Genomic DNA, 22,661 nt, shown 5'->3' on the forward strand with positions numbered 1-22,661 from the left:
CCTGACTCACATGCTGACCCGGGCCGACGACATGTTGTCGACCGGTGCCATCTCACCGGTCGAGTACGAAGCCATTTGGTGGCAGGCATACGACCGTCTCGAGGACACCACCCACGTCTAAACGCACTATCGCAGCGATCGTCCTACATCTCCCGGGGTGTCGTGCTCGGCGAAATTCAACGTTGTCCGACCGCTAGAGCGGCGGCGACGCGGTCAAGAAGTCGCCGTTGTGTTCGCCCAGCGCCGGCGGGGGTTCGGTGGCGGCCGCTGCGAAGGTCGAGAAGCGGGCCGGTGTGCGAACGACCGTGACCGCGTCGTCGCCGCTGCCGACCTGCAGAGCGAGGTCGTTCTCGGCGAAAAGCGGCGTGTCGACGACCTGCTTCCAGCTGTACGGCAGACAAGCCATTAGCCCGTGGTGGCGCAACAGATTAACCCAATGTTCGGCCGGTTTGGTGGCCAGCGTCGACTCCAGCTCGTCGGATAACTCGGCGTAGTTGATCGCCCGCGAACGTTGGTCGGCGAACCGCTCGTCGTCGAGAAGATCCGGACGGTCGATGGCTCGGCACAACAGCTGCCAGTGCTTGGGGATGTACGCGCTGATGACGACATAGCCGTCGGCGGCGCGGAACGCGTCTGACGGTTGCGTCGCGAAGCCAACCCGCTTGCGCTGCTTGGCAGTTGGAGCTGACTTAGGCTCGGTTGGCCGGTTCAAGTGCATGGTCAGCTGATTGGCCTGCAGCGAGACTGCGACGTCGTACATCGCGATGCGAACAATGTCGGCCACCCCGTGTCGCTCGCGATTGAGCAGCGCGGCCAGAACCGCTTGGGCCAGCACGTGTCCCGTCGCATTGTCGACGAGCTGAAACGGGATGATCTGTGGCTTACCGTCCGGCGTGCGCATCCCGGTGGTCATGCCTGCCTCGGCGGCGACCATGAGGTCGACCCCCGGCCGGTCACCGTTCGGCCCGTTGCCGCCGAACGCCGACACGCGGGCGTAGATGAGTTTTGGATTGCGTGTTTGTAAGTCGTTGGGGCCCAGACCAAGTCTCTCCATCACGCCGGGCCGGAACCCTTCGAGAATGACGTCCGCGGTGTCGCTGAGCCGCAGGATTTCCTGGTTGCCCCGCTCGGTTGTCAGATCGACGCAAACCGATTTCTTGCCTCGGTTGTTGGGCAGAAAGTACGGCGCGAGCGGCGGCCGCCCCGGCAGAATCGAGGTGATGTGCCGGGCGGCCTCCCCGCCGGGCGCCTCTACCTTGATGACCTCCGCACCCAGGTCGGCGAGCACCTGGCCGGCCAGCGGCCCAGCCACGTTCTGGGTGAAATCGAGCACCCGAAAACCATCGAGAGGCTTGGGGCCGTCGGCCATCAATGTGCGTCCCTTCTGCGGCTGCGAGTTAATTCAACGTCACTACGCCGTTGTGCCGGTGGCGGTTTCGAGCAGACCTGCTCGTTCGACGCTTAGCAAACTCACTGTTTCATGTTCTTCTCGATACGCCTTGCCGCCGCCGTTCAGCCCGAAGAGTCGTTTGCTCCACAGCAGCCAAATGACGGCAACGACGTTGATCACGAACGCAATAAGTCGAAGGGCTGTGATCTTCTCTGTTAGCTCATAGATTTCCAGTGGAAAGAAGACGCTGGTCGCGATCACCGCGAAGTACTCGCCCCACCGTTTCATCAGCCACAGCCCGACCGCTTCGACAAGCTCGATCGCTGCGTAGGCGCCAAGCCCCACGGCGATCCAGGTCAACGTCGAGGAGGACAACGAGAATGCCTGCGCGATGTGGTGAATGATCTTGGAGTTGTCCGGATTAAACCCGATCTGGTTCGCCAATGGCTTAAGTAACGGCAGGTCCTGCTCGAACGCGTGGCGTAGGTGCTCGCGTGATCCCTTGACCTTGAAGACGCCTGCTGCTAGCAGCAAAAAAATCACACAGCGAAATGCGCGCTCCACAGCAAGCGCCCGCATCAACGTCCGATCACGAAGCATTCGCCCGCGTGGGATCTCGGGCGCGGTATTGGCCGGTCCGCTCTGGCGGGGATGCCCCACAACGAACGTCTCGCAGCGCAAACAACGCCACGCCTCCCCGGCGGGGGTATCGGCCTTCAAGCGCTCGCGCAGCTTCGGCTCATCAGGAGCGAACGTCGCGTGCCCACGCAATCCACACGAGCGCAGAGCAAAATCCACCATGAGAGCACGGTAGTGTCACGCCGATGCGACCGGCTGCGAGGGTACGGTGAGCCGGCGATCGGGGCTGCAGGTCAGGTTCGCCACCGAGGACGACCTGGCAGCGGTCTGCAAGGTCGTCAATTACTTCATCGAGAAGTCGTTCGTCAATTTCCGGACCGAACCGCAGGACGTCGACGAGTGGCGCAACGACTGGCGACGACTGCATGGCCGGTTCCCCTGGCTGGTAGCCACCGACGGCCGCGTCGTCGGCGTGGCCTACGCGGCGCCATTCCACGGTCGGGCCGCCTATCAATGGACCGCCGAGGCCACCGTTTATGTGGATCCTTCGAGCCAGCGCCGCGGGGTCGGCGACGCTCTCTACACCGAGCTGATGGCCCGTCTGCACCGGCAAGGCTTCCACAGCGTCGTTGGGGTGATCGCCCTGCCGAATGAGCCGAGCGTCCGACTACACGAGCGACACGGGTTTATCCGCGCAGGCCACCTGGTTGAGGCCGGTCACAAACACGGCGCCTGGCGCGATGTCGGTTTCTGGCAATGCACGCTGGACGGCGGCAACGACATGTCGCCGCCACGCCCGATAGAGGTCGGCCGCTAATATCGCGGGGTGACCATCTCGCGCCCGACCGGCAACCCCGCCGGAGTCGTCGACGACGGCTGCTGCGCGGAGTCCGGACATCCGACGTCGCGGGATGCGGCCTGGCACCGTCGTGCGTGGTGGGCATGGTTGCTGGCGTGGGTCAGCATGGCCGCGATGCTCGCCGAGGGTGCGATCGGGCTCTGGCAAGGCCTGGCGGTCGGGTCGATCGCGCTGACCGGGTGGGCATTGGGCAGCCTGCCCGAGGCCTTGGCCAGTGCCATGGTGGCGTGGCGGTTCTCGGGCTGGCGGAGATTGTCCGAGCACGCTGAACGACGCGCTCAGCATGGTGTCGCGTTGTCGTTCTGGCTGACGGCGCCCTATATCGCCGCGGAATCGGTACGTGACCTATTCGGTGAGCATCACGCTGAGACGTCAATGATCGGTATAGCGCTGACGGCCGCCTCGCTGGTGCTGATGCCGATCCTGGGATGGGCCAAGCATGTCCTGGCCGTGCGTCTGGGCTCGGCGGCCACAAAAGGTGAAGGCACCCAGAACTATTTCTGCGGTGCGCAGGCCGCTGCGGTTCTGGTTGGCCTCGCGGTCACCGCCGCCTGGCCTGGCCTCTGGTGGTTCGATCCGGTCATCGGCCTGGGCATCGCCGCCGCCGCGATCTGGCAGGGCGTCAGGTCATGGCGTGGCGAGGACTGCGGCTGCTAAGAGCCAATCAGTCCGGCGGCATGGTCCTCTTCCTCCGGCCGGACGTTGCCGGGGGCTGCAGAGCTCAGCTGCCACGTCGTGACACCGCCATCGGGGCCGGTCAACTGTCCTACGGCGAGTGCTTCGCCGATCAGCGCGCGGACCCGTCGCTCGTTGGCCGGTTCGGTGGCGAAAAGTATTCGCAGCGTTACGTTTTCACCATCCGGCAGTGCCGTGACATAGTGCGGCGCGAGACGGCATGGAGGTTCGTGGTCCCAGTGCCCGCACAGCGCGACGGTTATTGCGCCGCCGAGGGCGTTCGGACTACCGCCGGGCTGCATAGTCACAACCGCGTCGTGAGCATATGCCTGGCGGGCCACAGACACTGATGCTAATCCTCAGACGGGGAGTCGGTACCCCAGGTGCTCGGCATCATCGGCATACGCGGGCTGCCGCCGAACTCATCATCGGCCAATGTGGCCAATCCCGCCGCCGCAGTGGCGGTTTCCTTCGCGGCGGTGCCTGAGAAACCGAGCAGTCCCGCACCCCGATCCGAGGGGAATACCGTCGGCTCTGGCTCCAAATCCATGTATTCGTAACCGCGGCCGAGCATTTCCGCTTTGGGTCGACGACGTCGGCGCGTTTGGTCCGGCGTTTCCGGTCCAACAGCGGCGGCTAAGGCCGCGGCAGCCGCGGGTTCCGGCGCCTTAGCCGTGGTGCTGACGCTCGCCGCCCTCCGAGCGGCCGCGGTCAGGCTACCGACCATGTAGGCAAAGCCCTGGGCAGTCACCAGTGCGGGCGGTCCTGATGGTGTCGGCGGCGGGGGGCCGGGGGCGGCGGGTGCGGGCGCGGCGGCGTGCGCGAGGACCGGGGCCGGCGCGGGGGCCGGGGCAGGGACAGGTGTCGGGGTTGGTGCCAGTGCCAACGCCACCGGTGGGGGGATTGGGGGGATGGGCACCGCAGGGATGCCGGCCAGCCCGGCCAAACCCGCCAGGCCCGCTAAGCCGCTGGCGCCCACCGGGATGACTGCCAACGGGACGAAGGGCACAGTCAACAGCGGCAGAACACTCGGTAGCAGCACAAGAGTCTCTTCGAGCAGCGTCTTTAGCAATGCGATGGTGTCGGTGATGACCGTGCCGATGGCTTCGGCGGTGGCGAATATCAGAGTGAAGCCGATGGTCGCAGGATTTCCCGAAGCGAACGCCGCGGTGACGTCCGCCCCGATAAATCCGAAGGTTTGCGACAGGAAGGCGACATATGAACCGATATCCATCGGATAGCCGAGGGCGAACGCGACGTTGAACGGGTCGAGGAAGATCAGCGGATTACCGAGCTCGGCCAGATACGGATCGAATCCGGAAAAGAGCGATGCCAAGTAGGGGTTGTTCAGCAGGTCGTTGATCAACGGCTGTAAGACGTTGTTGTAGAAGTCGGTGAACCCGATGTTCTGTAGGAAATTGAGCCAATTTTGCTCCGTGTCGGGGGGTAACAACGACGAGTCCGAACTGCCGGTGGCTGCCGCCGCATTGGCTTTCACGATCTGCGGCGCCGTTGGGGTTTGCGGCGATGCCGCGACCGCCGCGGTGGTCACACCCTGATAAACGCTCATCACGGTGGCGGCCTGAACCCACATCCGCACATAGTCGGCTTCGTTCAGCGCGATCGGAATCGTGTTGATGCCAAAGAAATTCGTCGCCAACAGTACCGCGTGGGTGGCGTGGTTGGCGGCCAGCTCGCCTAGCGTCGGCATCGCCGCAAGCGCGGTGGTGTAGGCAGCGGCGGCGGTTTGGTGCTGGGCGGCTGTCGCGGCGGCGTCGGCACTGGCCTGAGCCAGCCAGGCCAGATAAGGCACATGGGCTGCCACATACTCCTCGGCGGTCGGGCCCTGCCAGGCCCCCGCCTGCACGCCGCCCAACACTGCGGCCAATTCAGCGGCGGTGTCGGTGTATTCGGTGCTCAGCGAGGTCCACGCCCCGGCGGCCGCCAGCAGTGATCCGGGGCCCGGGCCGCTGCTCAGCAACGCCGAATGCACCTCTGGCGGCGCGGCCATCCAAATCGGTGCGGTCATCGACAGCCTTCCTCGGCCATGCTGCAATCCCCGCACAGCCCACCGCGAGGCGCGCGGTAGTAGAGGCAGCAGCTGGTCCGGCGATAGCTCGCGCCATTGAAACGGATTGCAGCCGAAAGTCTTTCGTCGGAGCACAATCTGCGGGCCAGTTGCCACCCGGGCCCAGCTGTGGCATTGCGGTCGAAGACGCGAGCGGCGCCGAGCAACGCGGAGGCTGCATTGCCGCGCAACAACCCGTCCGACATCGGCCCGAGTCGGCGCAGCGCGGCGCTGAGCGGCGCCAGGTGCCACTCGAGCACCATGTCGGCCAGCATCGGCTCCAGGTCATCACCCTGCCAGGCGACGGGATGTTCGATATGCAGTTGGATTTGGCCGTCGCTCTCCCGGAACAGCAGATGCTCGACGTCCAGGTCGGGCAGCAGCCCAGGGCCGGCCAGTGCGCCGAGGCCGATCGACCACAGCCGCGCGGCGAAGCCGAGGAAGAACGTGGACGCCGCGACCCGCTGCTCGGCGACATCGATGCGCGCTCCGACGCGGTCGACGATCCCGTCGAGCAGTGCGGAGTCGGTGTAGAGCTGCCGCACCGGACGCCAGTCGTCATCGACGGGTCCGGTCCCCACCGCAAAATATGGACTGATGTCGGCGAGTTCGGTCAGCGGCGCCACGCAAGAACGACGAGCCATGGATGTTCAACAGCTCTCTCGGGGTCGACCGCCCCGGTCCGCAGGATGCGACGACGCGAGTGTCCTGGCTCTCGGATCGCTGCTCGCCTCGCCTTCCAGCTCGCGGCCGTGGCGTTTGAGGTTCGCTCCCCGATAACAGTGGCGGGACCGCGCCGGATTTGCACCGGCTTCCTACATCGTCATCGCCTTACGGGCGATATTGTCGCACTTCGCTCAGTCCAATCGGTACCGAATCAGCGGGAACTGTTCGCGACGACGGCTCATCTCACCCGGCGCTGGCGCTCAACGCGTCCACCGCTGCGTCGATGCTCGGGATGACCGCCGGACCGTAGCGGGCGACAATCTGCCCGAGGGAGCGGGCGAGGTGCGGCCCCACCGCGTCGGCCAACACCAGCTCATCGGCGATCACGATGCCGCCGACTACGTGTGCCGCCCTCAACCGGTCGTCGGGCGTCACCTCGTAGCGCCAGTCGCCGATCTGCAGTCGTGCGGGTTGAGACCGGAACATCCCCCGGCGGCCGGGGGTGTGCGCAACGCCCGGCAGTCCGGCAAAGACGTTGATCACCAACGCGATTCCGCCCGGCCCTGACAGCGCACCGGTGACGATGCGGCTCACCCGCTCGGCGTCGAAAGCCGTCATCAGTCGTTCATGGCGAGCACGAACGACGGTGCAATGGTTTCGGGTGTGCCACTGTGGCGCACAGCGGTGCCGGCGGCGTAGAACTCCACCGTGTGGTAGCCCCATGCGTAGTTCTGGATGGCAAAATGCACCCCGACGACTCCGGATGCGCCGTCGCGCTCGGCTTCGCTCTGCATGCGCGACATGGCCAACTCGCGCGCTTCGTAGTTTCCCTTGGTCCACTGTGGCATTTCGATGTTGCGGCCCATCTGTCGCAGCGTCTGCATAAAGCCTTGCGCGGCTATGTGAAACACGCAGTTGCCCATGACGAACGCCACCGGCGCGTAGCCCGATCGGAGCAGGGTCACCATGTCTTGCCCCGACAGATGACTGGAGAAGGCCTGCCCGTTGCTGCGCCGAAAAGACCCTGGCTTGGGGGTGTAGCGCACAGCGGTTCCGACCGCGATGAACTCCAGGTGCTCGGATTCGGCGCTGTGCTGGCGCCATTCCAGGCGGACACCCACCACACCGTCGGCGCCCAGCGAGTCGGCTTCGGCCTGCATGCGGGCCATGGCGTTCCAGCGCGCACGGTAGGTCGCCTCGGTGAGCACGGGCAGTTCGGATTGTTGCCGGATACCGGCGAATTGGTAGCCGACGTGGTAGACCGAGACACCCATCACCAGATCGAGTGGCTCGAAACCGGCCCCGTGCAGGAGCGCGAATTCGCTGATCGACAAGTCCGACGTGAAGACCTTGTCGGCATGCGACAGCCGTTCGCTGGCAACGGGGTCGAGCGGGGTCGATGACACGTGGGTATCCTTTCGCCGGTTGCGCACATCGTACGAGGCCGATATCGGACCGGCGGACGCTTCTCCCACGGTTGGTCAACCCTTAGCCTGCCAGTGGCCTCAGTCCAATCGGTACCGAATCAGCCGGGAACTGTTCGCGACGACGGCCACCGACGACGCGTTGTGCAGGATCGCAGCAAGCACCGGCGACAATGCACCGCCGGCGCCGATCAGCAGCCCGGCGGCGTTGACCGCGATCGACATGCCGTAGTTCTGGCGGATGACCTCGACCGCCCGGGCGCCCAAGTCGCCGACGTCGAGCAGGCGGTTCAAATCGTCGTTGGACAGGGCGACATCGGCGGTTTCGACGGCGACGTCGGTGCCGGCCAGGCCCATGGCGATGCCGGTGTTCGCGGCGGCCAGCGCCGGCGCGTCGTTGATGCCGTCGCCGACCATGCCGACGATGTAGCCCTCGTCCTGGAGCTGGCGTACCACTTCGAGTTTGTCCTCGGGCAGTACCTCGGCGCGCCACTCGTCGATGCCCAGCTCGCCGGCAACCACCGTGGCGATGTCGGGGTGATCGCCGGTCAGCATCACGACGCGGCGAATTCCGTTAGCGCGCAGCTTCTTCAGCACATCCGGCGCTTCGGGTCGGACTTCGTCGCGCAGGCTGATCAGCCCGACCAGCTTTCCATCCACGGCTAGCAGCAACGGCGTCTCGGCCTGGTGGCGCAGCTTGTCGACCCAGTCCGCCGCCTCCTTGGACACCTTGACGTTTTCCGAGCGCAGCAGCGACGGGCTACCCAGCAGCAGCGTGCGGCCGTCGGCCCAGGTCCGCATGCCAAGGCCGACCAGCACCTCGCATTCCTCGTGCGGCGGAATGATGATGCGGCGTTCCTCGGTCGAGCGGATCACCGCCTCGGCCAGCGGATGACGAGAGTGCAGCTCGGAGCTGGCCGCATAGGCGAGCACCTGCTCTGGCTGCCAATCCTTGTGTAGCGCAATGATATTCGTCACCACCGGGCGCCCGACGGTGAGCGTTCCGGTCTTGTCGAAGACGATCGCGTCCACCCGACCGGCCTGCTCGAGGTGCGACCCGCCCTTGACCAGGATGCCGCGGCGCGCGCCGTTGCCGATCGCCGCGCTGATCGCGGTCGGCGTCGCCAGGCCGACGGCGCACGGGCAGGCGATCAGCAGCATTGTCATCGCGCGTCGGACGTCTCCGGTGATCGCCAGCGTGATCGCGGACACGATGAAGGAGATGGGCACGAAACGGCGGGAGAAGTTCTCGCCGACGGTTTGGATTGGCGCCCGATCATGTTGCGCCTCTTCGACTCTGGTGATGATGCGGCCAATCGCGGTCTCGTTGCCGACGGCGCTGGCGCGAACCACCAGGCGCCCGCGCAGCACCACCGAACCGGCATGCACCGTCGACCCGGCGACGATGCTGACCGGCAGCGTTTCGCCGGTGATCGCGGACTGGTCGACAACGGCCTCGCCGTCGACCACATCGCCGTCGACCGGTATCGCCACATGGTCGTGGACCACCACGTCGTCGCCGATCTGGATGGTGTCGATCGGGACCTGTACCTCGTTGCCATCATCAAGACGGACCCATGCCGTGTCGGCGGTGCCGCGCAGCAGATCCGAGATGGCCCGCCGGGTGCGTCGCAACGTCAAATCCTGAAGGTACTCACCGATATTCAGCAGCCACAGCACGGTCAGCGCGACCACGTTCTCGCGCAGCACCAGGCTGGCCACGGTCGCCGCGGTCACCAGTGCATCGGTGCCGGCGCGGCCGGACCGCAGCGAGCGCAACGCGCCGCGCAGGAACGGATAGCCCATGAAGATCGTCGCGCCGGTTGCGACCAGCCGACCGCTCGGGCCCAGCAGCGGCGGGCGCTTGAAGACATAGCGGCGCACCCCGAGCAAGGCCAGCGCCGTGCCGCCGATCACCATCCGCAGCACTTCGGTGTTGCGGACGTCGGACGACCGCGGTGTACGAGCCGGGATCAGCTCGGCGGCAACGTGTTCGGCTTCCTGGATTGCGGCGAGCACCGCATCACGATCGCAACGCCTCGGCGAATACCAGACGACGACAGAGCCGGTGTGGGGATAGGCGTGCACGGCCCGCACCCCGTTCTGCCGATCGACCGCCTCTTCCACCGCGACTGCGCGCGGCGAATTCGAACGTACCCAGGGGACATGCACCCGCATCCGCCCGGCCGCGTCCGAAACGACGCGCATGTCAGTGCTCGTGGTCGTGGTTGCCGATGGCCGGAGGCTGTGCCTCCTCACCGATGCGTTCGCGGGCTTCTGCCACCACGTCGGCCACCTTCAGCCGGGCTGACTCCGCTGCTTCCTCGGCGCGCCGGGTTCCGCGCAGTCCCCACTCCGTCGCGGTGACGGCGGCGTCGTGAAGTGGAGCCTTGGCCAGGGCCTTACGGACAACCTCGTAGGCGCTGACACCGACTAGACCGGTGACCACCGTCCCCGCCGCCTTACCCAATAACCCGTGCACCAACATCCCCGCACCTTCCTTTGTTGCCATCCCGGCCAAACTAACATCGAAATATTGCGATATCAATATGTATCGGACTGTGGCTGAGTATCAGGAGTCTCAACAACCTCGCCAGTCGCTGTCTGGAGGGACAGCTGTCTGCTCCAAATGACGCCCGCATGTGATATCACCCGTCGAGGCGCTATCGCATGCGCCCTCGATTCGGCGGACGTGTCGCGGCCCGGAGACGGTGCTGGTGTGGCTAGTGGGACTCAAAGACGCGGGTGACCTTCTCGGTCTCGATCCTGCGTGGCAGTGCCGCCGGATCCGGGTTGGCCACCTGCACCAGCGAGCCGCCGGCCGCCAGGACCGCCAGCAGACCCTCGATCACGTCGTCGGGCCCGTCCCAGGATGCCGTCGAGAGCGCCCGCTCGCCGGGCGTCAAACCCCGTGTCGACGCGGACGTTTGGCAAGCGGCCAGTACCTCGTCCACCGACCGGCCGGCCAGGGCCGGCCCGGGATGGCGCTCGGCGACGATCTGGTCGCCGTGCACCCGCACCGCGGTCGCATAGTCGGTGACGCCGACCGGCAGATCGGTCACCGCGCGGCCGAACGGGTCCAGCGACAGCACCGCCACCTCGGCGGCGCCGGTCGCGTCCGCGTCGTCGAGCCGGTCAATTGTGCATAGGGCTATATCGGAGGGGTCAGCATCGGAGTCGCCGAGCACCACCTCCGCGCCGATCCACCACACCCCGAACAACACCGCCGCCGTCTGCCAGTGGGCCGGTAGCAACACCGCCACCCGGCTGCCGGGCCCGGCGCCCAACTCGTCGCGCAACAGGTTGCCGGTCTTGGCCGCCCAGTTGGCCAGTGTCACCGCCGACAGCTCGATGCGTTCGCCGGTGGCGTCGTCGTAGTAGGTGATCCGCGGGCCGACCGGGTCGGCGCGCAGCATCGGGTCCAGGACCGCTCCGCTGAGGGTGGTCAGTTGACGCACTCGGGGTGCTCGGAGCCGGCGGTCAGGATCGGCGAGGGCGGGGGAGCCGTGTTGTCGCCCGAGCCGGAGTTCGACGAACGGGCGGCCATCGCGGTGGGCCCGTCGCTCAAACCCGCGCCCGGCCCGGTGTAATCATTGGCCAGCACCACTCGAACCGAGCCCGGCGGTAGCGACGTATTGGCGATGACGGGCAGCCCGCCGAGTTCTTTGGCGACCGCTTGCGCGCCCAGGTCGTCGGCCTTGGCGGCTTGCACCTGGCTGTTGGCCACGTGGGCAGCGTCGTTGTTGCCGACCTTGCCCGCAGCAAAGCCTTTCGAGGTCAACACTTCTGACACCGACGCGGCAAGCCCGTTGATATCGGTGTCGTTGAGCACGTTAGCGGTGGTCTTGTCTGGCGTGTAGGCCAGCTCTTCGGTCTTGCCCTGCGCCTGGTCGTGCAGCAGGCCCCCCACCCAATCCTGCACCTGGTGGGGATCGACCCGCACGACGCTGTGCATGCCGTCGTCACTCCAGCCGGACTCGTCGAGCACCGGGATGGTCGCGAACGCGATCTTGCCGGCGGCAAGCTTCTGCAGCTGGTTCACGAAATCCATGATGTCCCAACCCGATGACAACACCACCGAGCGCTGGATCGCTTTCTGCAGCCGGTTCATCGTTGCCGGGCTCGACAGCGTCTTGCTGGAGATCACCTGGTGGGCTAGCGAGGCCATCACCACCTGCTGGCGGACCACCCGGTCCAGGTCTCCGCGGGGCAGGTCATGGCGCTGGCGGACGAAGCTCAGCGCTTGTGGACCGTTGAGCTTCTGCCAGCCCGCCGGAAAATCGGCACCCGAAAGTGGCTCGTATACGGGCTCTTTCAGGCATACGTTGACGCCGCCGAGGGCGTCGGTGATCAACGAGAAGCCCAGCAGCCCGATCTCGGCGTAATGGTCGACGGTGACGCCGGTGAGGTCGGCGACCGTCTTGATCAGCGCCTCGCGGCCGGCCTCGGTTCCCTCGGCCTCGGCCTCGGCGGCCGCGACGCCGGATTCGACCAGGCTGACTCGCTTCTCTTCTTTGGTCTGACCGTAGACGCCGTTGATTTTGGTCTTGCCCAGCCCGGGCGCGGAGACGTAGGTGTCGCGCGGAATCGAGATCGCCGTCGCGGATTTCCCGCTGTTCGGGATGCGCACCAGGATGATCGTGTCGGTGTTGCTGGCCACCTCGTCCCCGGCCTTCAGCGTTGCCAACTCCTGGGCGCTCAACGCGTTGCCGTGGGCATCGGTGCGGCTGTCCATGCCGACCAGCAGGATGTCGATCGCCCCGTCGTCGCCACCCTGACCCAACGACGGCGCGAAGACATGGAAGATGCCGTCCTCAAAAGAGCGGACCTTGCTCCAAGCCACCCCGGTACCGAGCACGACCATCACGGCCGCCACAGTTGCAATCACACGAGGCACGCGTTGCACAGGCATCACAACAGATTACTTTCGTCACAGCAGTATCGCCGGTAGCTGAACCTCGGCGTGCCAGACTCGTGACGTGACCGTGCCGACGACGATGCAGAGCGAAGCGATGCGGAGGAGTGGCACATTGTGACGGTGCCTAAGAGGATCCTGATCGCCGGGGCGGGTGGGCAAGCCGGCAGCTGCTTGGCGGCCGAGGCCACTCGGCGCGGACGCGACGTGCTGGCGCTGACGTCGTCGCAGTGGGACATCACCGATCCGCAGGCCGCGGGTCAGATCGTGCAGACCGGCGACGTGGTGATCAACTGCGCGGCCTACACCAATGTCGACGGCGCTGAGGGCGACGAGGAGCGGGCGTATGCGGTCAACGCGGCCGGCCCGGAGCACATCGCGCGGGCATGCGCGCGCGTCGGTGCGCAGTTGATCCACATCTCCACGGACTACGTGTTCAGCGGCGACTTCGGTGGATCGGCGCCGCGCCCCTACGAGCCGGACGACGCGACCGCGCCGCTGAGTGTTTACGGGCAGGCCAAGTTGTCGGGCGAACAGGCGGTGCTGGCGGCGTTGCCGGAGGCCGTGGTGGTACGCACTGCGTGGGTCTACACCGGCGGAAAGGGCAAGGACTTCGTCGCCACCATGCGGAAGCTTGCCGCCGGCGATCGCATCGTCGAGGTGGTTGACGACCAGACCGGATCGCCCACCTACGTCGGCGATCTGGTCGCCGCGCTGCTCGAGGTGGCTGACGGGCAGGTCAAGCGGCCGCCGAACGGAATACTGCACGCCGCCAATCAGGGCGCGGTCACCCGCTTCGGACAAGCGCGCGCGGTGTTCGAGGGCGTCGGCGCCGATCCGGAGCGAGTGGTGCCGGTGAGCACCGCTCACAATCCGCGGCCGGCAACGAGGCCGCCATATTCGGCGCTGTCCGGTCGGCAGTCGGAACAGGCCGGCTTGTCGCCGCTGCGGCCGTGGCAGGACGCGCTCGCTGCTGCTCTCCGGGCGACTGCGCGCCCGTGACCGTTACCCTCAACGCGTGAGTGACGTCCTGCCGGTGGTGACAGTGACCTATTCGCCGGGTCCGCACCTGGACCGTTTTTTGGCGTCGCTGTCGCACGCGACCGAGCGTCCGGTGAGCGTGCTGATGGCCGACAACGGCTCCACCGACGGGACGCCGCAGGCCGCGGTCGAGCGCTACCCAGGTGTGCGGCTATTCGCGACCGGGGCCAACCTCGGCTACGGCAGCGCGGTGAATCGCGCGATAGCGCTGCTCGGTGAAGAAGAAGGAGTCGCCGACGAGTGGGCCGTGGTGGCCAACCCGGATGTGCAGTGGGGGCCCGGCAGCATCGACGCGCTGCTGGACGCCGCCGTGCGGTGGCCGCGCGCGGCGACGCTGGGCCCGCTGATCCACGACCCGGATGGCTCGGTGTATCCCTCGGCGCGCCTGCTGCCCAGCCTGATCCGCGGCGGCATGCACGCCGTCGTCGGACCGCTGTGGAAGAACAACCCGTGGTCGACGGCCTACCGGCAGGAGCGGCTGGAACCCCGCGAGCGGCCGGTGGGGTGGCTCTCGGGGTCGTGCCTGCTGGTGCGCCGCGCGGCCTTCGAGCAGATCGGCGGGTTCGACGAGCGCTACTTCATGTACATGGAAGACGTCGACCTGGGCGACCGACTGGGCAAGGCGGGCTGGCTGAACGTCTATGTGCCGACGGCGGAGGTGCTGCACCACAAAGGTCACGCCACCGCACGCGAGTCGGCGCTCAACCTGGCAGCCCACCACAAAAGCACTTATCTTTATCTCGCCGACCGGCATGCTGGATGGCGGCAGGCACCGCTGCGCTGGGCCTTTCGGGTCGGGTTGGCCGTGCGCTCGCGGTTGATGGAGCGTGGCGCGCGGCGGGAGGCCCGGCGCGAAATGGCAGAAGGGCGGCAGTGACGGTGGGGCACTCCAAAGTTGATGCCGTCGTTCTGGTCGGCGGCAAGGGGACTCGGCTGCGGCCACTCACGCTGTCGGTGCCAAAGCCGATGCTGCCCACCGCCGGGCTGCCGTTTCTCACCCATCTGCTCTCACGCATCGCCGCGGCCGGTATCGAGCACGTGATACTGGGAACGTCCTACAAACCGGCGGTGTTCGAGGCGGAGTTCGGTGACGGGTCGAAGCTGGGCCTAGAGATCGAGTATGTGACCGAAGAACATCCGCTCGGCACCGGCGGTGGGATCGCCAATGTCGCAAGCCGTTTGCGTCACGACACTGTCATGGTCTTCAACGGCGATGTGCTATCCGGAGCGGATCTTGGGCAGCTGCTGGACTATCACCATGAGCAGCAGGCCGATGTCACCTTGCACTTAGTCCGGGTCGGTGACGCCCGGGCATACGGCTGCGTGCCGACCGAAAACGGCAGGGTCACAGCATTTTTGGAGAAGACCGAGGATCCGCCGACCGACCAGATCAATGCGGGCTGCTACGTGTTCTCTCGCAGGATCATCGACCGCATTCCACGTGGCCGCGAGGTGTCCGTCGAGCGGGAGGTGTTCCCGACCCTGCTCTCCGACGGCGACGTCAGCGTCTACGGCCACGTCGATCTCAGCTACTGGCGGGACATGGGCACGCCGGAAGACTTCGTCCGCGGATCGGCGGATCTGGTCCGTGGCATCGCCACATCGCCGGCCCTGCACGGCCATCGCGGAGAGCAACTGGTGCACGACGGCGCGGCGGTGTCTCCCGGCGCGTTGCTGATCGGCGGCACGGTCGTCGGGCGCGGCGCCGAAATCGGCCCGGGCGCCCGGCTGGACGGCGCGGTCATCTTCGACGGCGCCCGGATCGAGGCGGGCAGCGTGATCGAGCGGTCGATCATCGGGTTCGGCGCGCGGATCGGCCCGCGGGCGCTGATACGCGACGGGGTCATCGGCGACGGCGCCCACATCGGCGCGCGTTGCGAGCTGCTGCGCGGAGCGCGGGTCTGGCCCGGCGTTTCCATTCCCGACGGCGGTATTCGCTACTCGTCCGACGTGTGAACTGCGCGGTCGACCAGATACGCCAGCGCCTCGTCGGAGCCCGCGGGCAAGCTGTCGACCGGCCACCAACGCAGGTCCACCGACTCGTCGCTGACCGCGATTTGTGCCCCGTCCGGAGCGTGGGCCAGGAACTGCAGATCGAGATGGCGGGTCGGCACCCCCAGCGAGCAGGTGAGCGCGTGGACGTGGATCGCGACCAGGTCGGGGTCGATGTGTAGGCCGTCGACGCCGGATTCCTCGGTGGCCTCCCGCAGTGCGGCGGCGACAATGTCTTCGTCGTCGGGCTCGCAGTGCCCGCCCAGTTGCACCCAGCGGCCCAGCCGCGGATGCAATGTCAGCAGGACCTGGCCGCGGGAATCATCAAGCACCAACGCCGAGGCCGTGACGTGTCCCGGCTCACATTCGCGAAGGCAGCCGTCGTCGCGCGCATCCAGAAACGCCAACACGGCGTGACGCAGCGAGTCCTGCCCCCGGTTCGGCGCCTTCCACTCGCGCAGCAACGCGATGGCCGACTGACGAACGCTCACTTGCGCACCAGTAGATCGGTGACCGGCACCGGGTCGCGCGGCTCCGCTGACGGTGCAAGCGGATAGCCGATCGCGATGGCGCCCAACGGCTCCCAGTCATCGGGCAACCCCAGCTCGGCACGGACCAAATCCGCGGCGAAGATCGTCGAGCCGATCCAGCAGCTGCCCACCCCGCGCACGGCCAGCGCCACCAGTAGCGCTTGTACGGCAGCGCCCACCGCGACGGTGAACATGGTGTGCTCGGCGTTGCTGCGGGCAGCGTCGGGGTAATCATGCGCGCCGTCGGGCACCAGCATCGGAATCACGACTTCCGGTGCATCGTAGAGGATCTGGCCCCGAGCGACCCGCCTGGCCACCGCATCGGCCGGCTTGCCGTCGCCGGATAGGTCGGACCGCCACTTGTCCCGCATGCGGTCCAGCAGCCGCAGCCGAGTCGCGGATGTCTGCAGCCAGACGAAGCGCACCGGCCGGGTGTGGTGGGGGGCCGGCGCGGTGAGCGCCTCAGCGACGGCGGCCTCGATGAGCTGCGCCGGCACCGGCTCGTCGGCGAACTGGCGCACCGAGCGGCGCAATAGCTGGGCCTGCTGGCGGCCCAGCTCCACGGCTTCGGCGGTGCCCAGCCAGAACAGGTCGTCGGTCCCGGAGCGCACGAGGTGGCGCGCCGTGTCGCCGGTGTCGGAGACGACTCCGGAAGACAGCCCGCGCACGACGGCCGCCGGTATCGCGGTCAGCTTGCCCTTGACCAGATCGGCGGCGGCGGCGATCTCGTCGGCAATCGCGACCTCGGTGACCAGCAATTCGTTGCCGTGCCGGTCGACGGCGCCCGCGTAGCTGTGCAGCACGGCCAAGCCGGCCGCGCCGACCGCAGCGTCGGTCTGGCCGTTGCGCCACGCGCGGCCCATGGTGTCGGTAACCACGACGCCGACGGTGACCCCCAGCCGCTCGCGCAGCCCGGCGCGCAGGGCCGCAGCGCTGGCGTCGGGATCGACTGGCAACAGCGCCAATTCGCCCGCATGAACGTTAGAGCCGTCCACGCCGGAAGCGGCCTGAACGACGCCCAGCTTGTTCTCGGTGATCAGCGTGCGGTTCTTGCGGGCCAGCACGCGGACAGCTTCCGCATCGACGAGCTTGCGCCGCAGCGCATCTCGCTCCTCGGGGTCGTCAGGCGCTTCCACCAGCCGGCCCTCGCATTTGGACACCACCTTGCTGGTGACCACGAGCACGTCGCCGTCGCGCAGCCAGGACGCTGCCGCGGCGATCCCGGCGCCCAGGTCGTCGCCGGGCCGGAATTCGGGCAATCCGGTGACCGGCAGGATCTCAACCGCTGACGCAGTGCCGTGCTCGCCGCCGGTCGCCGGCGCGCTCACGCTGCCACACCCGCGAGGTCCAGGCCGGCGCTCACCATCGCCGCCGTCGCCGCAGGATCGGTCATCAGCAGCGGTACCGACTGCACTGCAACGCCGTCAATTTCGGCGTGGTCGCCCTCGTGTATCAGCCAGTAGTCCAGAATGCCGGTGCCTGCTCGCGCGCCATAGTGGTGCCCCACCGCCTCTGCGGTCGACGGCACGCCGATCACTGAAAGGCACGCATCTGCCATGCCGCGCAACGGTTTTCCCCCGATGATCGGGGAATATCCGACGATCGGGGCGTCGGTCGACCGCAATGCTCCGCGGATACCGGGGACGGCCAGGATCGCGCCGACGCTCACCACCGGATTCGACGGTGCCACCAGGATGATGTCGGCGTCGCCGATGGCTTCTGTGACTTCAGCTGTGGCGTGGGCCTTTTCAGCGCCGATGAACGCGAAACTGTGCGTCGGCACCTGCGCGCGGTAGCGCACCCACCATTCCTGGAAGTGGATAGCGCGTTGGCTGTCGTCGACGGGATCGGTGATGACCACGTGGGTTTCGCAGCGGTCGTCACTGGCGGGCAGCAGCGTGGCTGCCGGTTGCCAGCGGTCGCACAGCGCCGCGGTGACTTGCGACAGCGGGTAGCCGGCCCGCAGCATCTGGCTGCGCACCAAATGGGTAGCCAAATCGCGGTCGCCGAGCTCGAACCAGTCCGGCTGCACGCCGTAGCGAGCCAGTTCCTCCTTGGCGTGCCAGGTTTCGTCGCGATGGCCCCAGCCGCGCTGCGGGTCTACACCTCCACCTAAGGTGTACATGCAGGTATCCAGATCGGGACAGATCCGCACGCCGTGCATCCACGCGTCGTCGCCGATGTTGACGATCGCGGTCAGGTCGTGGTCGCCGGCAAGCCCACGCCCGGAGGCGAACTGGCCCAGACCGAGCAGCCGTTGGACGCCGAGCAGAAAGCGGGCGCCGCCAACTCCGCCGACCAGAACCGTGACCTTCACATCGCACGACAGTACGCGCGGCGGGGTGCTTGGGACGGGTCCGGTCGGGGGTGTGAGCGACACGCCAAGGCGGCAACGGCTGCAGTGTCGCAAAAAATTGATCACGAGATGGTATGGAAATCCGCCGAATCGCTTGCAAAGCGTTCCTTACCCGTGTGTAATCACACCAGTGTCATTTCGGTTGGCCGCCGGATTCGGTGCCGCAGACCGAGATTCGATCATTTGTTCGAATCGAGATGGCCGCACATCAAAACAGTGGTGACATTCACGATCAACGAAACCAGGTGAGGAGGCGGAGCATGTCCTATGAGCACCTTCGGGGCCTAATGGGAGGCACACCGCACACCACTACCGGCTCGCCAATCACAGGGGTAACAGCAAGGCCCCGTTTGAGTTTGGTTCCTGTTCCCGATGCGGTCGAAGTGACGACAGTCTTTGACCCCGACCCAGTGACCACGGACCAGTGGCAAGACCGCGCGTTGTGCGCGCAAACGGACCCCGAGGCGTTCTTTCCCGAAAAGGGCGGCTCCACCCGTGAGGCGAAGAAGATCTGCCTGGGCTGCGAGGTCCGGGCCGAATGCCTCGACTACGCGTTAGCTCACGACGAGCGGTTCGGCATTTGGGGCGGGCTTTCCGAGCGGGAACGCCGCCGCCTCAAGCGCGGAATCATCTGACGCGGTCGACTCGGTTGGTCGGCGGGCGACCCGCCGCGCGCGGCTGCGCCGAGCTGGCGATCGCCCGCTGGTCAGTCGTCCTCGATCGTCGGGTCGATGACCGAAGGCTCGACGTCCAAATAGGTGGCTACTTGGGCCACCAGGATTTCATGCAGCAATTCGGCGAGTTCAACCGTGTCCTTCGCGCGCCGCTCAATCGGCTTGCGGAACAACACAACTCGCGCCCTGGTAGCGCTTCCGCGCACGTCGACGCCGGCGCCGATCAACCGGGCCAACGCGATCGGCCCGTCGGCGACCACTTCCGGCGGCCACTGCACGCTGTCGGGATCCTTCGCCGAGATCCGTGGGATCTCGTCGACCGCCACGTCGAGCCCCGACAGTCGCTCCTGCCACCGTCGCTCGATTGGCTCGTAGGCTTCGAGCACGGCCATGTCGAAGCGCTCGGCGCGGCTGCGCCACCCGGGCACCGTCGGCGGCAGCAGCGGCCCGCGCATCTCGCGACCACGGCGCGACACCCTTCGACCCGTTGGGCGTCCGTCCGGGCGAGAGCTGCGCGAATCGCTCACCCGGCGATGGTAACGGTTGGACATCGCGGCCCGGGCGAATGCGCGTGTCCGGCGCTGCGTGGACGTTTGCGCACGATAGCCTCTCGATCGTGAACGTTCCGCGTCGCTGTTGCCGGCCCGGGTGCCCGCATTATGCGGTGGCGACGCTGACGTTCGTATACTCGGACTCCACGGCGGTGATTGGCCCGCTGGCCACCTCGCGCGACCCGCATTCCTGGGACCTGTGCGTCAGCCACGCCGGTCGCATCACCGCGCCGCGCGGCTGGGAACTCGTCCGGCACTCCGGTCCGCTGGCCACCAACCCCGACGAGGACGATCTGATCGCGCTGGCCGAGGCGGTGCGGGAGGGTCGCGATGCGGTCGTCGGCGGCGCGCCGGTCAACGGATTTCACGACTTCGGTGGCCAGCAAGGCGGCGCACCGGCGGCAGCACCTTCCGGTGGCGTGCTGGCCCAGGCCGGGCAGCGCCCCGCCGGCAACGGACGCCGACGCGGCCACCTACGGGTGTTGCCCGACCCCAGCGACTAGTAACCGTCGCGGGACCGTCTTGATTGGGCGACCCCCCGACTGGTAACCCTGCCGGACTAGTGTTCATTTTCCGGTTCCTCCTCGGGCCGTCCCGGCACGCATCGTCACCGGACTAGGCTGATCCCGAAACGTCCCCACCATCAGGAGCAGCTCGATGTCTCGGTCCGCCGCGGCTGTGCACCGCGTGATCAAGGCATACGACGTGCGAGGTCTGGTCGGTGAGGAGATCAACGAGCCGTTCGTCAGCGACGTCGGTGCCGCATTCGCCAGATTGATGCGTGCCGAAGATGCGCGGCGAGTCGCCATCGGCTACGACATGCGCGACAGTTCGCCAGCGCTGGCCGCCGCCTTCGGGGCCGGGGTCACCGCCCAGGGCCTTGACGTCACCCGGATCGGCTTGGCGTCGACCGATCAGCTCTATTTCGCCTCCGGGCTGCTGGACTGCCCCGGTGCGATGTTCACCGCGAGCCACAACCCGGCCGCCTACAACGGCATCAAGATGTGCCGCGCCGCCGCCTTACCCGTCGGCGCCGAGACCGGATTGACCGCCATTCGTGACGACCTGATCGCGGGCGTCCCCGGTTACGACGGGCCGCCCGGTTTCGTCGGCGACCAAGACGTGCTGGCCGACTACGGAGAATTCCTGCGCTCGTTGGTCAGCACCTCCGGGCTGCGCCAGCTGCGGGTGGCCGTCGACGCGGGCAACGGGATGGCCGGCCACACCGCGCCGGCGGTCCTCGGTCCGATCGGGTCGATCACGCTATTGCCGTTGTACTTCGACCTCGACGGTTCGTTCCCCAACCACGAGGCCAACCCGCTGGATCCGGCGAACCTGGCCGATCTGCAGGCCTACGTGCTGGAGACCGGCGCGGATATCGGGCTGGCTTTCGACGGCGATGCCGACCGGTGTTTCGTGATCGACGAGCGCGGCCGGCCGGTGTCGCCGTCGACGGTGACCGCTCTGGTCGCTGCCCGCGAGCTGGGCCGCGAAATCGGCGCGACGGTGATTCACAACCTGATTACGTCGCGCGCGGTGCCGGAGTTGGTGGTCGAGCGCGGCGGCACGCCGGTGCGCTCGCGGGTCGGGCACTCCTACATCAAGGCACTGATGGCCGAGACCGGTGCGATCTTCGGCGGCGAGCACTCGGCGCACTACTACTTCCGCGACTTCTGGGGCGCCGACTCTGGGATGCTGGCCGCGCTGCACGTGCTGGCCGCGCTCGGCGAGCAGGAGCGGCCGCTGTCCGAGCTGACCGCCGACTACCAGCGCTACGAGTCATCCGGCGAGATCAACTTCACCGTGGACGACGCGCCCTCATGTGTCGACGCGGTGCTGAAATCCTTCGCCGCCCGGATTCAATCCATCGATCATCTGGACGGGGTGACGGTCGACCTCGGTGAGGGCAGCTGGTTCAACCTGCGCACCTCCAACACCGAGCCGCTGTTGCGGCTGAATGTGGAGGGACGCTGCGTCGAGGACGTGGAAGCGCTGGTCGAGCACGTTGCCGGGGAAATTCGCCAGCAGGTGAGCGGGCCAGCCATAGGTCAGACGGAGGCCGCGACGTGAACGCGACCCAGGCCACGATCGACCTCGACGACACCGAAGCCCTACTGGCCGCGGATCGCGACGGGCTGCTGCGGGCGGCGTCGACGGCGGGTGCGCAGGTGCGCGCGACCGCGGCGACGCTCGACGAGGGTGCTCTGGACGCGGTGCGTGGCGATGATCGTCCTCGCACGGTGATCTGGGTTGCCGGCCGAGGGACCGCCGAGACCGCAGGCACCATGCTGGCCGCGACGTTCGGCAGTTGGGCCGCCGCGCCGATCGTGGTCGGTGCCGACGCGCCGTCGTGGATCGGCCCGCTCGACGTGCTGATCGTGGCCGGCGACGACCCCGGCGATCCGGCGCTGGTCGGCGCCGCCGCGAGCGGAGTGCGCCGCGGCGCGCGGGTTGTCGTCGCGGCGCCCTACGACGGCCCGCTGCGAGAAGCCACTGCCGGTCGGGCCGCGGTGTTGGCGCCACGGCTGCCGGTTCCCGACGAGTTCGGCCTGTGCCGGTACCTGGCCGCCGGGCTGGCTGCGCTGCAAAGCGTCGATCCCAAGCTGGGGGTGGACCTGGCCGCCCTGGCCGACGGGCTGGACGCGGAGGCGTTGCGCAACAGCGCCGGCCGTGAAGTGTTCACCAATCCGGCCAAGGCGTTGGTCGAGCGGATGTCGCGGCGTCGCGTGGTGCTGGCCGGGGACTCGGCCGCTACGTTGGCGCTGGCCCGGCATGGGTCTTCCGTTCTGCTGCGGATCGCCCATCAGGTGGCCGCCGCCACCGGGCTCGCGGACGCCTTGGCGGCGCTGAGCGCGGCCGCGGATTCGGGGTCCATGGACCCGGTGGAGGCTTTGTTTCACGACGAGGAGATCGACGGCCCGGTCGCCGAGCGGCTCCGGGT

General features: G+C 67.3%; 25 protein-coding genes and 1 riboswitch. Of the genes, 10 read left to right on the forward strand and 15 right to left on the reverse strand.

The genetic code is table 11. The features are described from left to right. Positions 1 to 10: 10 nt before the first annotated feature. The gene (locus tag VKI00_RS33715; RefSeq protein WP_414687129.1) at positions 11 to 121 is read left to right on the forward strand and encodes a DUF6611 family protein; all 111 of its coding nucleotides are present in this window, start codon (positions 11 to 13) and stop codon (positions 119 to 121) included. A gap of 72 nt (positions 122 to 193) precedes the next feature. Here the strand turns inward: VKI00_RS33715 and VKI00_RS06320 are convergent, their stop codons facing one another. Together VKI00_RS06320 and VKI00_RS06325 are read right to left on the reverse strand one after the other, a co-directional pair. Then, positions 194 to 1,369, reverse strand: coding sequence for a CoA transferase (locus VKI00_RS06320; RefSeq protein WP_324436148.1), 1,176 nt, complete (start codon positions 1,367 to 1,369; stop codon positions 194 to 196). Positions 1,370 to 1,411: 42 nt separating this feature from the next. Next, a complete protein-coding gene (locus tag VKI00_RS06325; RefSeq protein WP_324436149.1) occupies positions 1,412 to 2,191 on the reverse strand; it encodes a DUF2127 domain-containing protein in 780 nt (259 codons plus the stop codon). Between the two features lie 46 nt (positions 2,192 to 2,237). On the opposite strand from VKI00_RS06325, the gene VKI00_RS06330 reads away from it, so the two are divergent. Then, entirely contained in the window at positions 2,238 to 2,786 is a 549-nt protein-coding gene (locus VKI00_RS06330) for a GNAT family N-acetyltransferase (protein ID WP_324436150.1), read from the forward strand. A gap of 147 nt (positions 2,787 to 2,933) precedes the next feature. Then, positions 2,934 to 3,485 (forward strand): cation transporter, encoded by a 552-nt coding sequence (locus tag VKI00_RS06335; RefSeq protein ID WP_324436164.1) that lies wholly within the window; start codon positions 2,934 to 2,936, stop codon positions 3,483 to 3,485. Here VKI00_RS06335 and VKI00_RS06340 read toward each other — a convergent pair. The 9 genes from VKI00_RS06340 to VKI00_RS06380 all read right to left on the reverse strand — a co-directional run bounded on the left by VKI00_RS06340 (position 3,482) and on the right by VKI00_RS06380 (position 12,573). Further along, positions 3,482 to 3,805, reverse strand: a complete 324-nt coding sequence (locus VKI00_RS06340; RefSeq protein WP_324436165.1) for a hypothetical protein — start codon at positions 3,803 to 3,805, stop codon at positions 3,482 to 3,484. The two genes, VKI00_RS06335 and VKI00_RS06340, sit on opposite strands and share 4 nt — an antisense overlap. Before the next feature lie 50 nt (positions 3,806 to 3,855). Further along, the gene (locus VKI00_RS06345; RefSeq protein ID WP_324436151.1) at positions 3,856 to 5,532 is read right to left on the reverse strand and encodes a PPE domain-containing protein; all 1,677 of its coding nucleotides are present in this window, start codon (positions 5,530 to 5,532) and stop codon (positions 3,856 to 3,858) included. Next, on the reverse strand, positions 5,529 to 6,215 hold the full coding sequence (locus tag VKI00_RS06350; protein ID WP_324436152.1) for a (2Fe-2S)-binding protein: 687 nt from the start codon (positions 6,213 to 6,215) through the stop codon (positions 5,529 to 5,531). Before VKI00_RS06350 ends, VKI00_RS06345 begins: the two co-directional genes overlap by 4 nt. A 37-nt stretch (positions 6,216 to 6,252) precedes the next feature. Continuing rightward, positions 6,253 to 6,442, reverse strand: a riboswitch (cobalamin riboswitch). 38 nt (positions 6,443 to 6,480) lie between these two features. Beyond that, a complete protein-coding gene (locus VKI00_RS06355; RefSeq protein WP_324436153.1) occupies positions 6,481 to 6,855 on the reverse strand; it encodes a DUF5073 family protein in 375 nt (124 codons plus the stop codon). Next, positions 6,855 to 7,643 (reverse strand): heavy metal-binding domain-containing protein, encoded by a 789-nt coding sequence (locus VKI00_RS06360; protein ID WP_324436154.1) that lies wholly within the window; start codon positions 7,641 to 7,643, stop codon positions 6,855 to 6,857. Before VKI00_RS06360 ends, VKI00_RS06355 begins: the two co-directional genes overlap by 1 nt. Before the next feature lie 99 nt (positions 7,644 to 7,742). After that, positions 7,743 to 9,869 carry a manganese-exporting P-type ATPase CtpC gene (ctpC, locus tag VKI00_RS06365; protein WP_324436155.1) on the reverse strand — a complete coding sequence of 709 codons (2,127 nt, stop codon included), beginning with the start codon at positions 9,867 to 9,869 and terminating at the stop codon, positions 7,743 to 7,745. Between the two features lies 1 nt (position 9,870). Beyond that, positions 9,871 to 10,149: a DUF1490 family protein gene (locus VKI00_RS06370; protein ID WP_324436166.1), complete on the reverse strand. Its 279-nt coding sequence runs from the start codon at positions 10,147 to 10,149 to the stop codon at positions 9,871 to 9,873. A 235-nt stretch (positions 10,150 to 10,384) separates the two neighbouring features. Further along, positions 10,385 to 11,119 carry a TIGR03089 family protein gene (locus VKI00_RS06375; protein ID WP_324436156.1) on the reverse strand — a complete coding sequence of 245 codons (735 nt, stop codon included), beginning with the start codon at positions 11,117 to 11,119 and terminating at the stop codon, positions 10,385 to 10,387. After that, positions 11,107 to 12,573, reverse strand: a complete 1,467-nt coding sequence (locus tag VKI00_RS06380; RefSeq protein ID WP_324436157.1) for an LCP family protein — start codon at positions 12,571 to 12,573, stop codon at positions 11,107 to 11,109. The genes VKI00_RS06375 and VKI00_RS06380 overlap by 13 nt, the downstream gene beginning before the upstream one ends. Before the next feature lie 126 nt (positions 12,574 to 12,699). Here VKI00_RS06380 and rfbD point away from each other — a divergent pair, with 126 nt between their 5' ends. Genes rfbD through VKI00_RS06395 form a run of 3 tightly spaced genes read left to right on the forward strand, consistent with a single transcriptional unit; the run spans position 12,700 to position 15,573 of the window. Continuing rightward, on the forward strand, positions 12,700 to 13,578 hold the full coding sequence (rfbD, locus tag VKI00_RS06385; protein ID WP_324436167.1) for a dTDP-4-dehydrorhamnose reductase: 879 nt from the start codon (positions 12,700 to 12,702) through the stop codon (positions 13,576 to 13,578). Between the two features lie 34 nt (positions 13,579 to 13,612). After that, complete coding sequence (locus VKI00_RS06390; RefSeq protein ID WP_324436168.1) at positions 13,613 to 14,494, forward strand: glycosyltransferase family 2 protein; 882 nt, start codon at positions 13,613 to 13,615, stop codon at positions 14,492 to 14,494. A 2-nt stretch (positions 14,495 to 14,496) separates the two neighbouring features. After that, positions 14,497 to 15,573: an NDP-sugar synthase gene (locus tag VKI00_RS06395; protein ID WP_324436169.1), complete on the forward strand. Its 1,077-nt coding sequence runs from the start codon at positions 14,497 to 14,499 to the stop codon at positions 15,571 to 15,573. Here VKI00_RS06395 and VKI00_RS06400 read toward each other — a convergent pair. The 3 genes from VKI00_RS06400 to cofD are packed head-to-tail and all read right to left on the reverse strand — an operon-like array spanning position 15,555 to position 18,456. Next, entirely contained in the window at positions 15,555 to 16,100 is a 546-nt protein-coding gene (locus VKI00_RS06400) for an NUDIX hydrolase (protein WP_324436158.1), read from the reverse strand. The two genes, VKI00_RS06395 and VKI00_RS06400, sit on opposite strands and share 19 nt — an antisense overlap. Then, positions 16,097 to 17,467, reverse strand: a complete 1,371-nt coding sequence (locus VKI00_RS06405; protein WP_324436159.1) for a coenzyme F420-0:L-glutamate ligase — start codon at positions 17,465 to 17,467, stop codon at positions 16,097 to 16,099. Before VKI00_RS06405 ends, VKI00_RS06400 begins: the two co-directional genes overlap by 4 nt. Continuing rightward, complete coding sequence (gene cofD, locus VKI00_RS06410) at positions 17,464 to 18,456, reverse strand: 2-phospho-L-lactate transferase (protein ID WP_324436160.1); 993 nt, start codon at positions 18,454 to 18,456, stop codon at positions 17,464 to 17,466. Before cofD ends, VKI00_RS06405 begins: the two co-directional genes overlap by 4 nt. Positions 18,457 to 18,782: 326 nt before the next feature. Between cofD and VKI00_RS06415 the strand changes: the two genes are divergently transcribed. After that, entirely contained in the window at positions 18,783 to 19,130 is a 348-nt protein-coding gene (locus tag VKI00_RS06415) for a WhiB family transcriptional regulator (protein ID WP_324436170.1), read from the forward strand. Between the two features lie 71 nt (positions 19,131 to 19,201). Here the strand turns inward: VKI00_RS06415 and VKI00_RS06420 are convergent, their stop codons facing one another. Further along, entirely contained in the window at positions 19,202 to 19,624 is a 423-nt protein-coding gene (locus tag VKI00_RS06420) for a metallopeptidase family protein (protein ID WP_324436171.1), read from the reverse strand. A gap of 161 nt (positions 19,625 to 19,785) precedes the next feature. On the opposite strand from VKI00_RS06420, the gene VKI00_RS06425 reads away from it, so the two are divergent. The 3 genes from VKI00_RS06425 to VKI00_RS06435 form a co-directional block, all read left to right on the forward strand. After that, positions 19,786 to 20,223, forward strand: coding sequence for a DUF3499 domain-containing protein (locus tag VKI00_RS06425; protein ID WP_324436161.1), 438 nt, complete (start codon positions 19,786 to 19,788; stop codon positions 20,221 to 20,223). Positions 20,224 to 20,377: 154 nt separating this feature from the next. Continuing rightward, the gene (locus tag VKI00_RS06430; RefSeq protein WP_324436162.1) at positions 20,378 to 21,790 is read left to right on the forward strand and encodes a phosphomannomutase/phosphoglucomutase; all 1,413 of its coding nucleotides are present in this window, start codon (positions 20,378 to 20,380) and stop codon (positions 21,788 to 21,790) included. Further along, a partial coding sequence (locus VKI00_RS06435; protein WP_324436163.1) for a TobH protein occupies positions 21,787 to 22,661 on the forward strand: 875 nt, incomplete at its 3' end. The genes VKI00_RS06430 and VKI00_RS06435, both read left to right, overlap by 4 nt.

The sequence above is a fragment of the Mycobacterium sp. genome (genome assembly GCF_035314665.1).
Taxonomy (GTDB): domain Bacteria; phylum Actinomycetota; class Actinomycetes; order Mycobacteriales; family Mycobacteriaceae; genus Mycobacterium.

Coding starts and splice junctions, on each gene's coding strand:
- VKI00_RS06320 (WP_324436148.1), bottom strand. CDS start 1,369: ATGGCCGACGGCCCCAAGCCTCTCGATGGTTTTCGGGTGCTCGATTTC.
- VKI00_RS06430 (WP_324436162.1), top strand. CDS start 20,378: ATGTCTCGGTCCGCCGCGGCTGTGCACCGCGTGATCAAGGCATACGAC.
- VKI00_RS06340 (WP_324436165.1), bottom strand. CDS start 3,805: ATGCAGCCCGGCGGTAGTCCGAACGCCCTCGGCGGCGCAATAACCGTC.
- VKI00_RS06380 (WP_324436157.1), bottom strand. CDS start 12,573: ATGCCTGTGCAACGCGTGCCTCGTGTGATTGCAACTGTGGCGGCCGTG.
- VKI00_RS06420 (WP_324436171.1), bottom strand. CDS start 19,624: ATGCGCGGGCCGCTGCTGCCGCCGACGGTGCCCGGGTGGCGCAGCCGC.
- VKI00_RS06325 (WP_324436149.1), bottom strand. CDS start 2,191: ATGGTGGATTTTGCTCTGCGCTCGTGTGGATTGCGTGGGCACGCGACG.
- VKI00_RS06355 (WP_324436153.1), bottom strand. CDS start 6,855: ATGACGGCTTTCGACGCCGAGCGGGTGAGCCGCATCGTCACCGGTGCG.
- VKI00_RS06345 (WP_324436151.1), bottom strand. CDS start 5,532: ATGACCGCACCGATTTGGATGGCCGCGCCGCCAGAGGTGCATTCGGCG.
- VKI00_RS06335 (WP_324436164.1), top strand. CDS start 2,934: ATGGCCGCGATGCTCGCCGAGGGTGCGATCGGGCTCTGGCAAGGCCTG.
- VKI00_RS33715 (WP_414687129.1), top strand. CDS start 11: ATGCTGACCCGGGCCGACGACATGTTGTCGACCGGTGCCATCTCACCG.
- VKI00_RS06350 (WP_324436152.1), bottom strand. CDS start 6,215: ATGGCTCGTCGTTCTTGCGTGGCGCCGCTGACCGAACTCGCCGACATC.
- VKI00_RS06370 (WP_324436166.1), bottom strand. CDS start 10,149: ATGTTGGTGCACGGGTTATTGGGTAAGGCGGCGGGGACGGTGGTCACC.
- ctpC (WP_324436155.1), bottom strand. CDS start 9,869: ATGCGCGTCGTTTCGGACGCGGCCGGGCGGATGCGGGTGCATGTCCCC.
- VKI00_RS06415 (WP_324436170.1), top strand. CDS start 18,783: ATGGGAGGCACACCGCACACCACTACCGGCTCGCCAATCACAGGGGTA.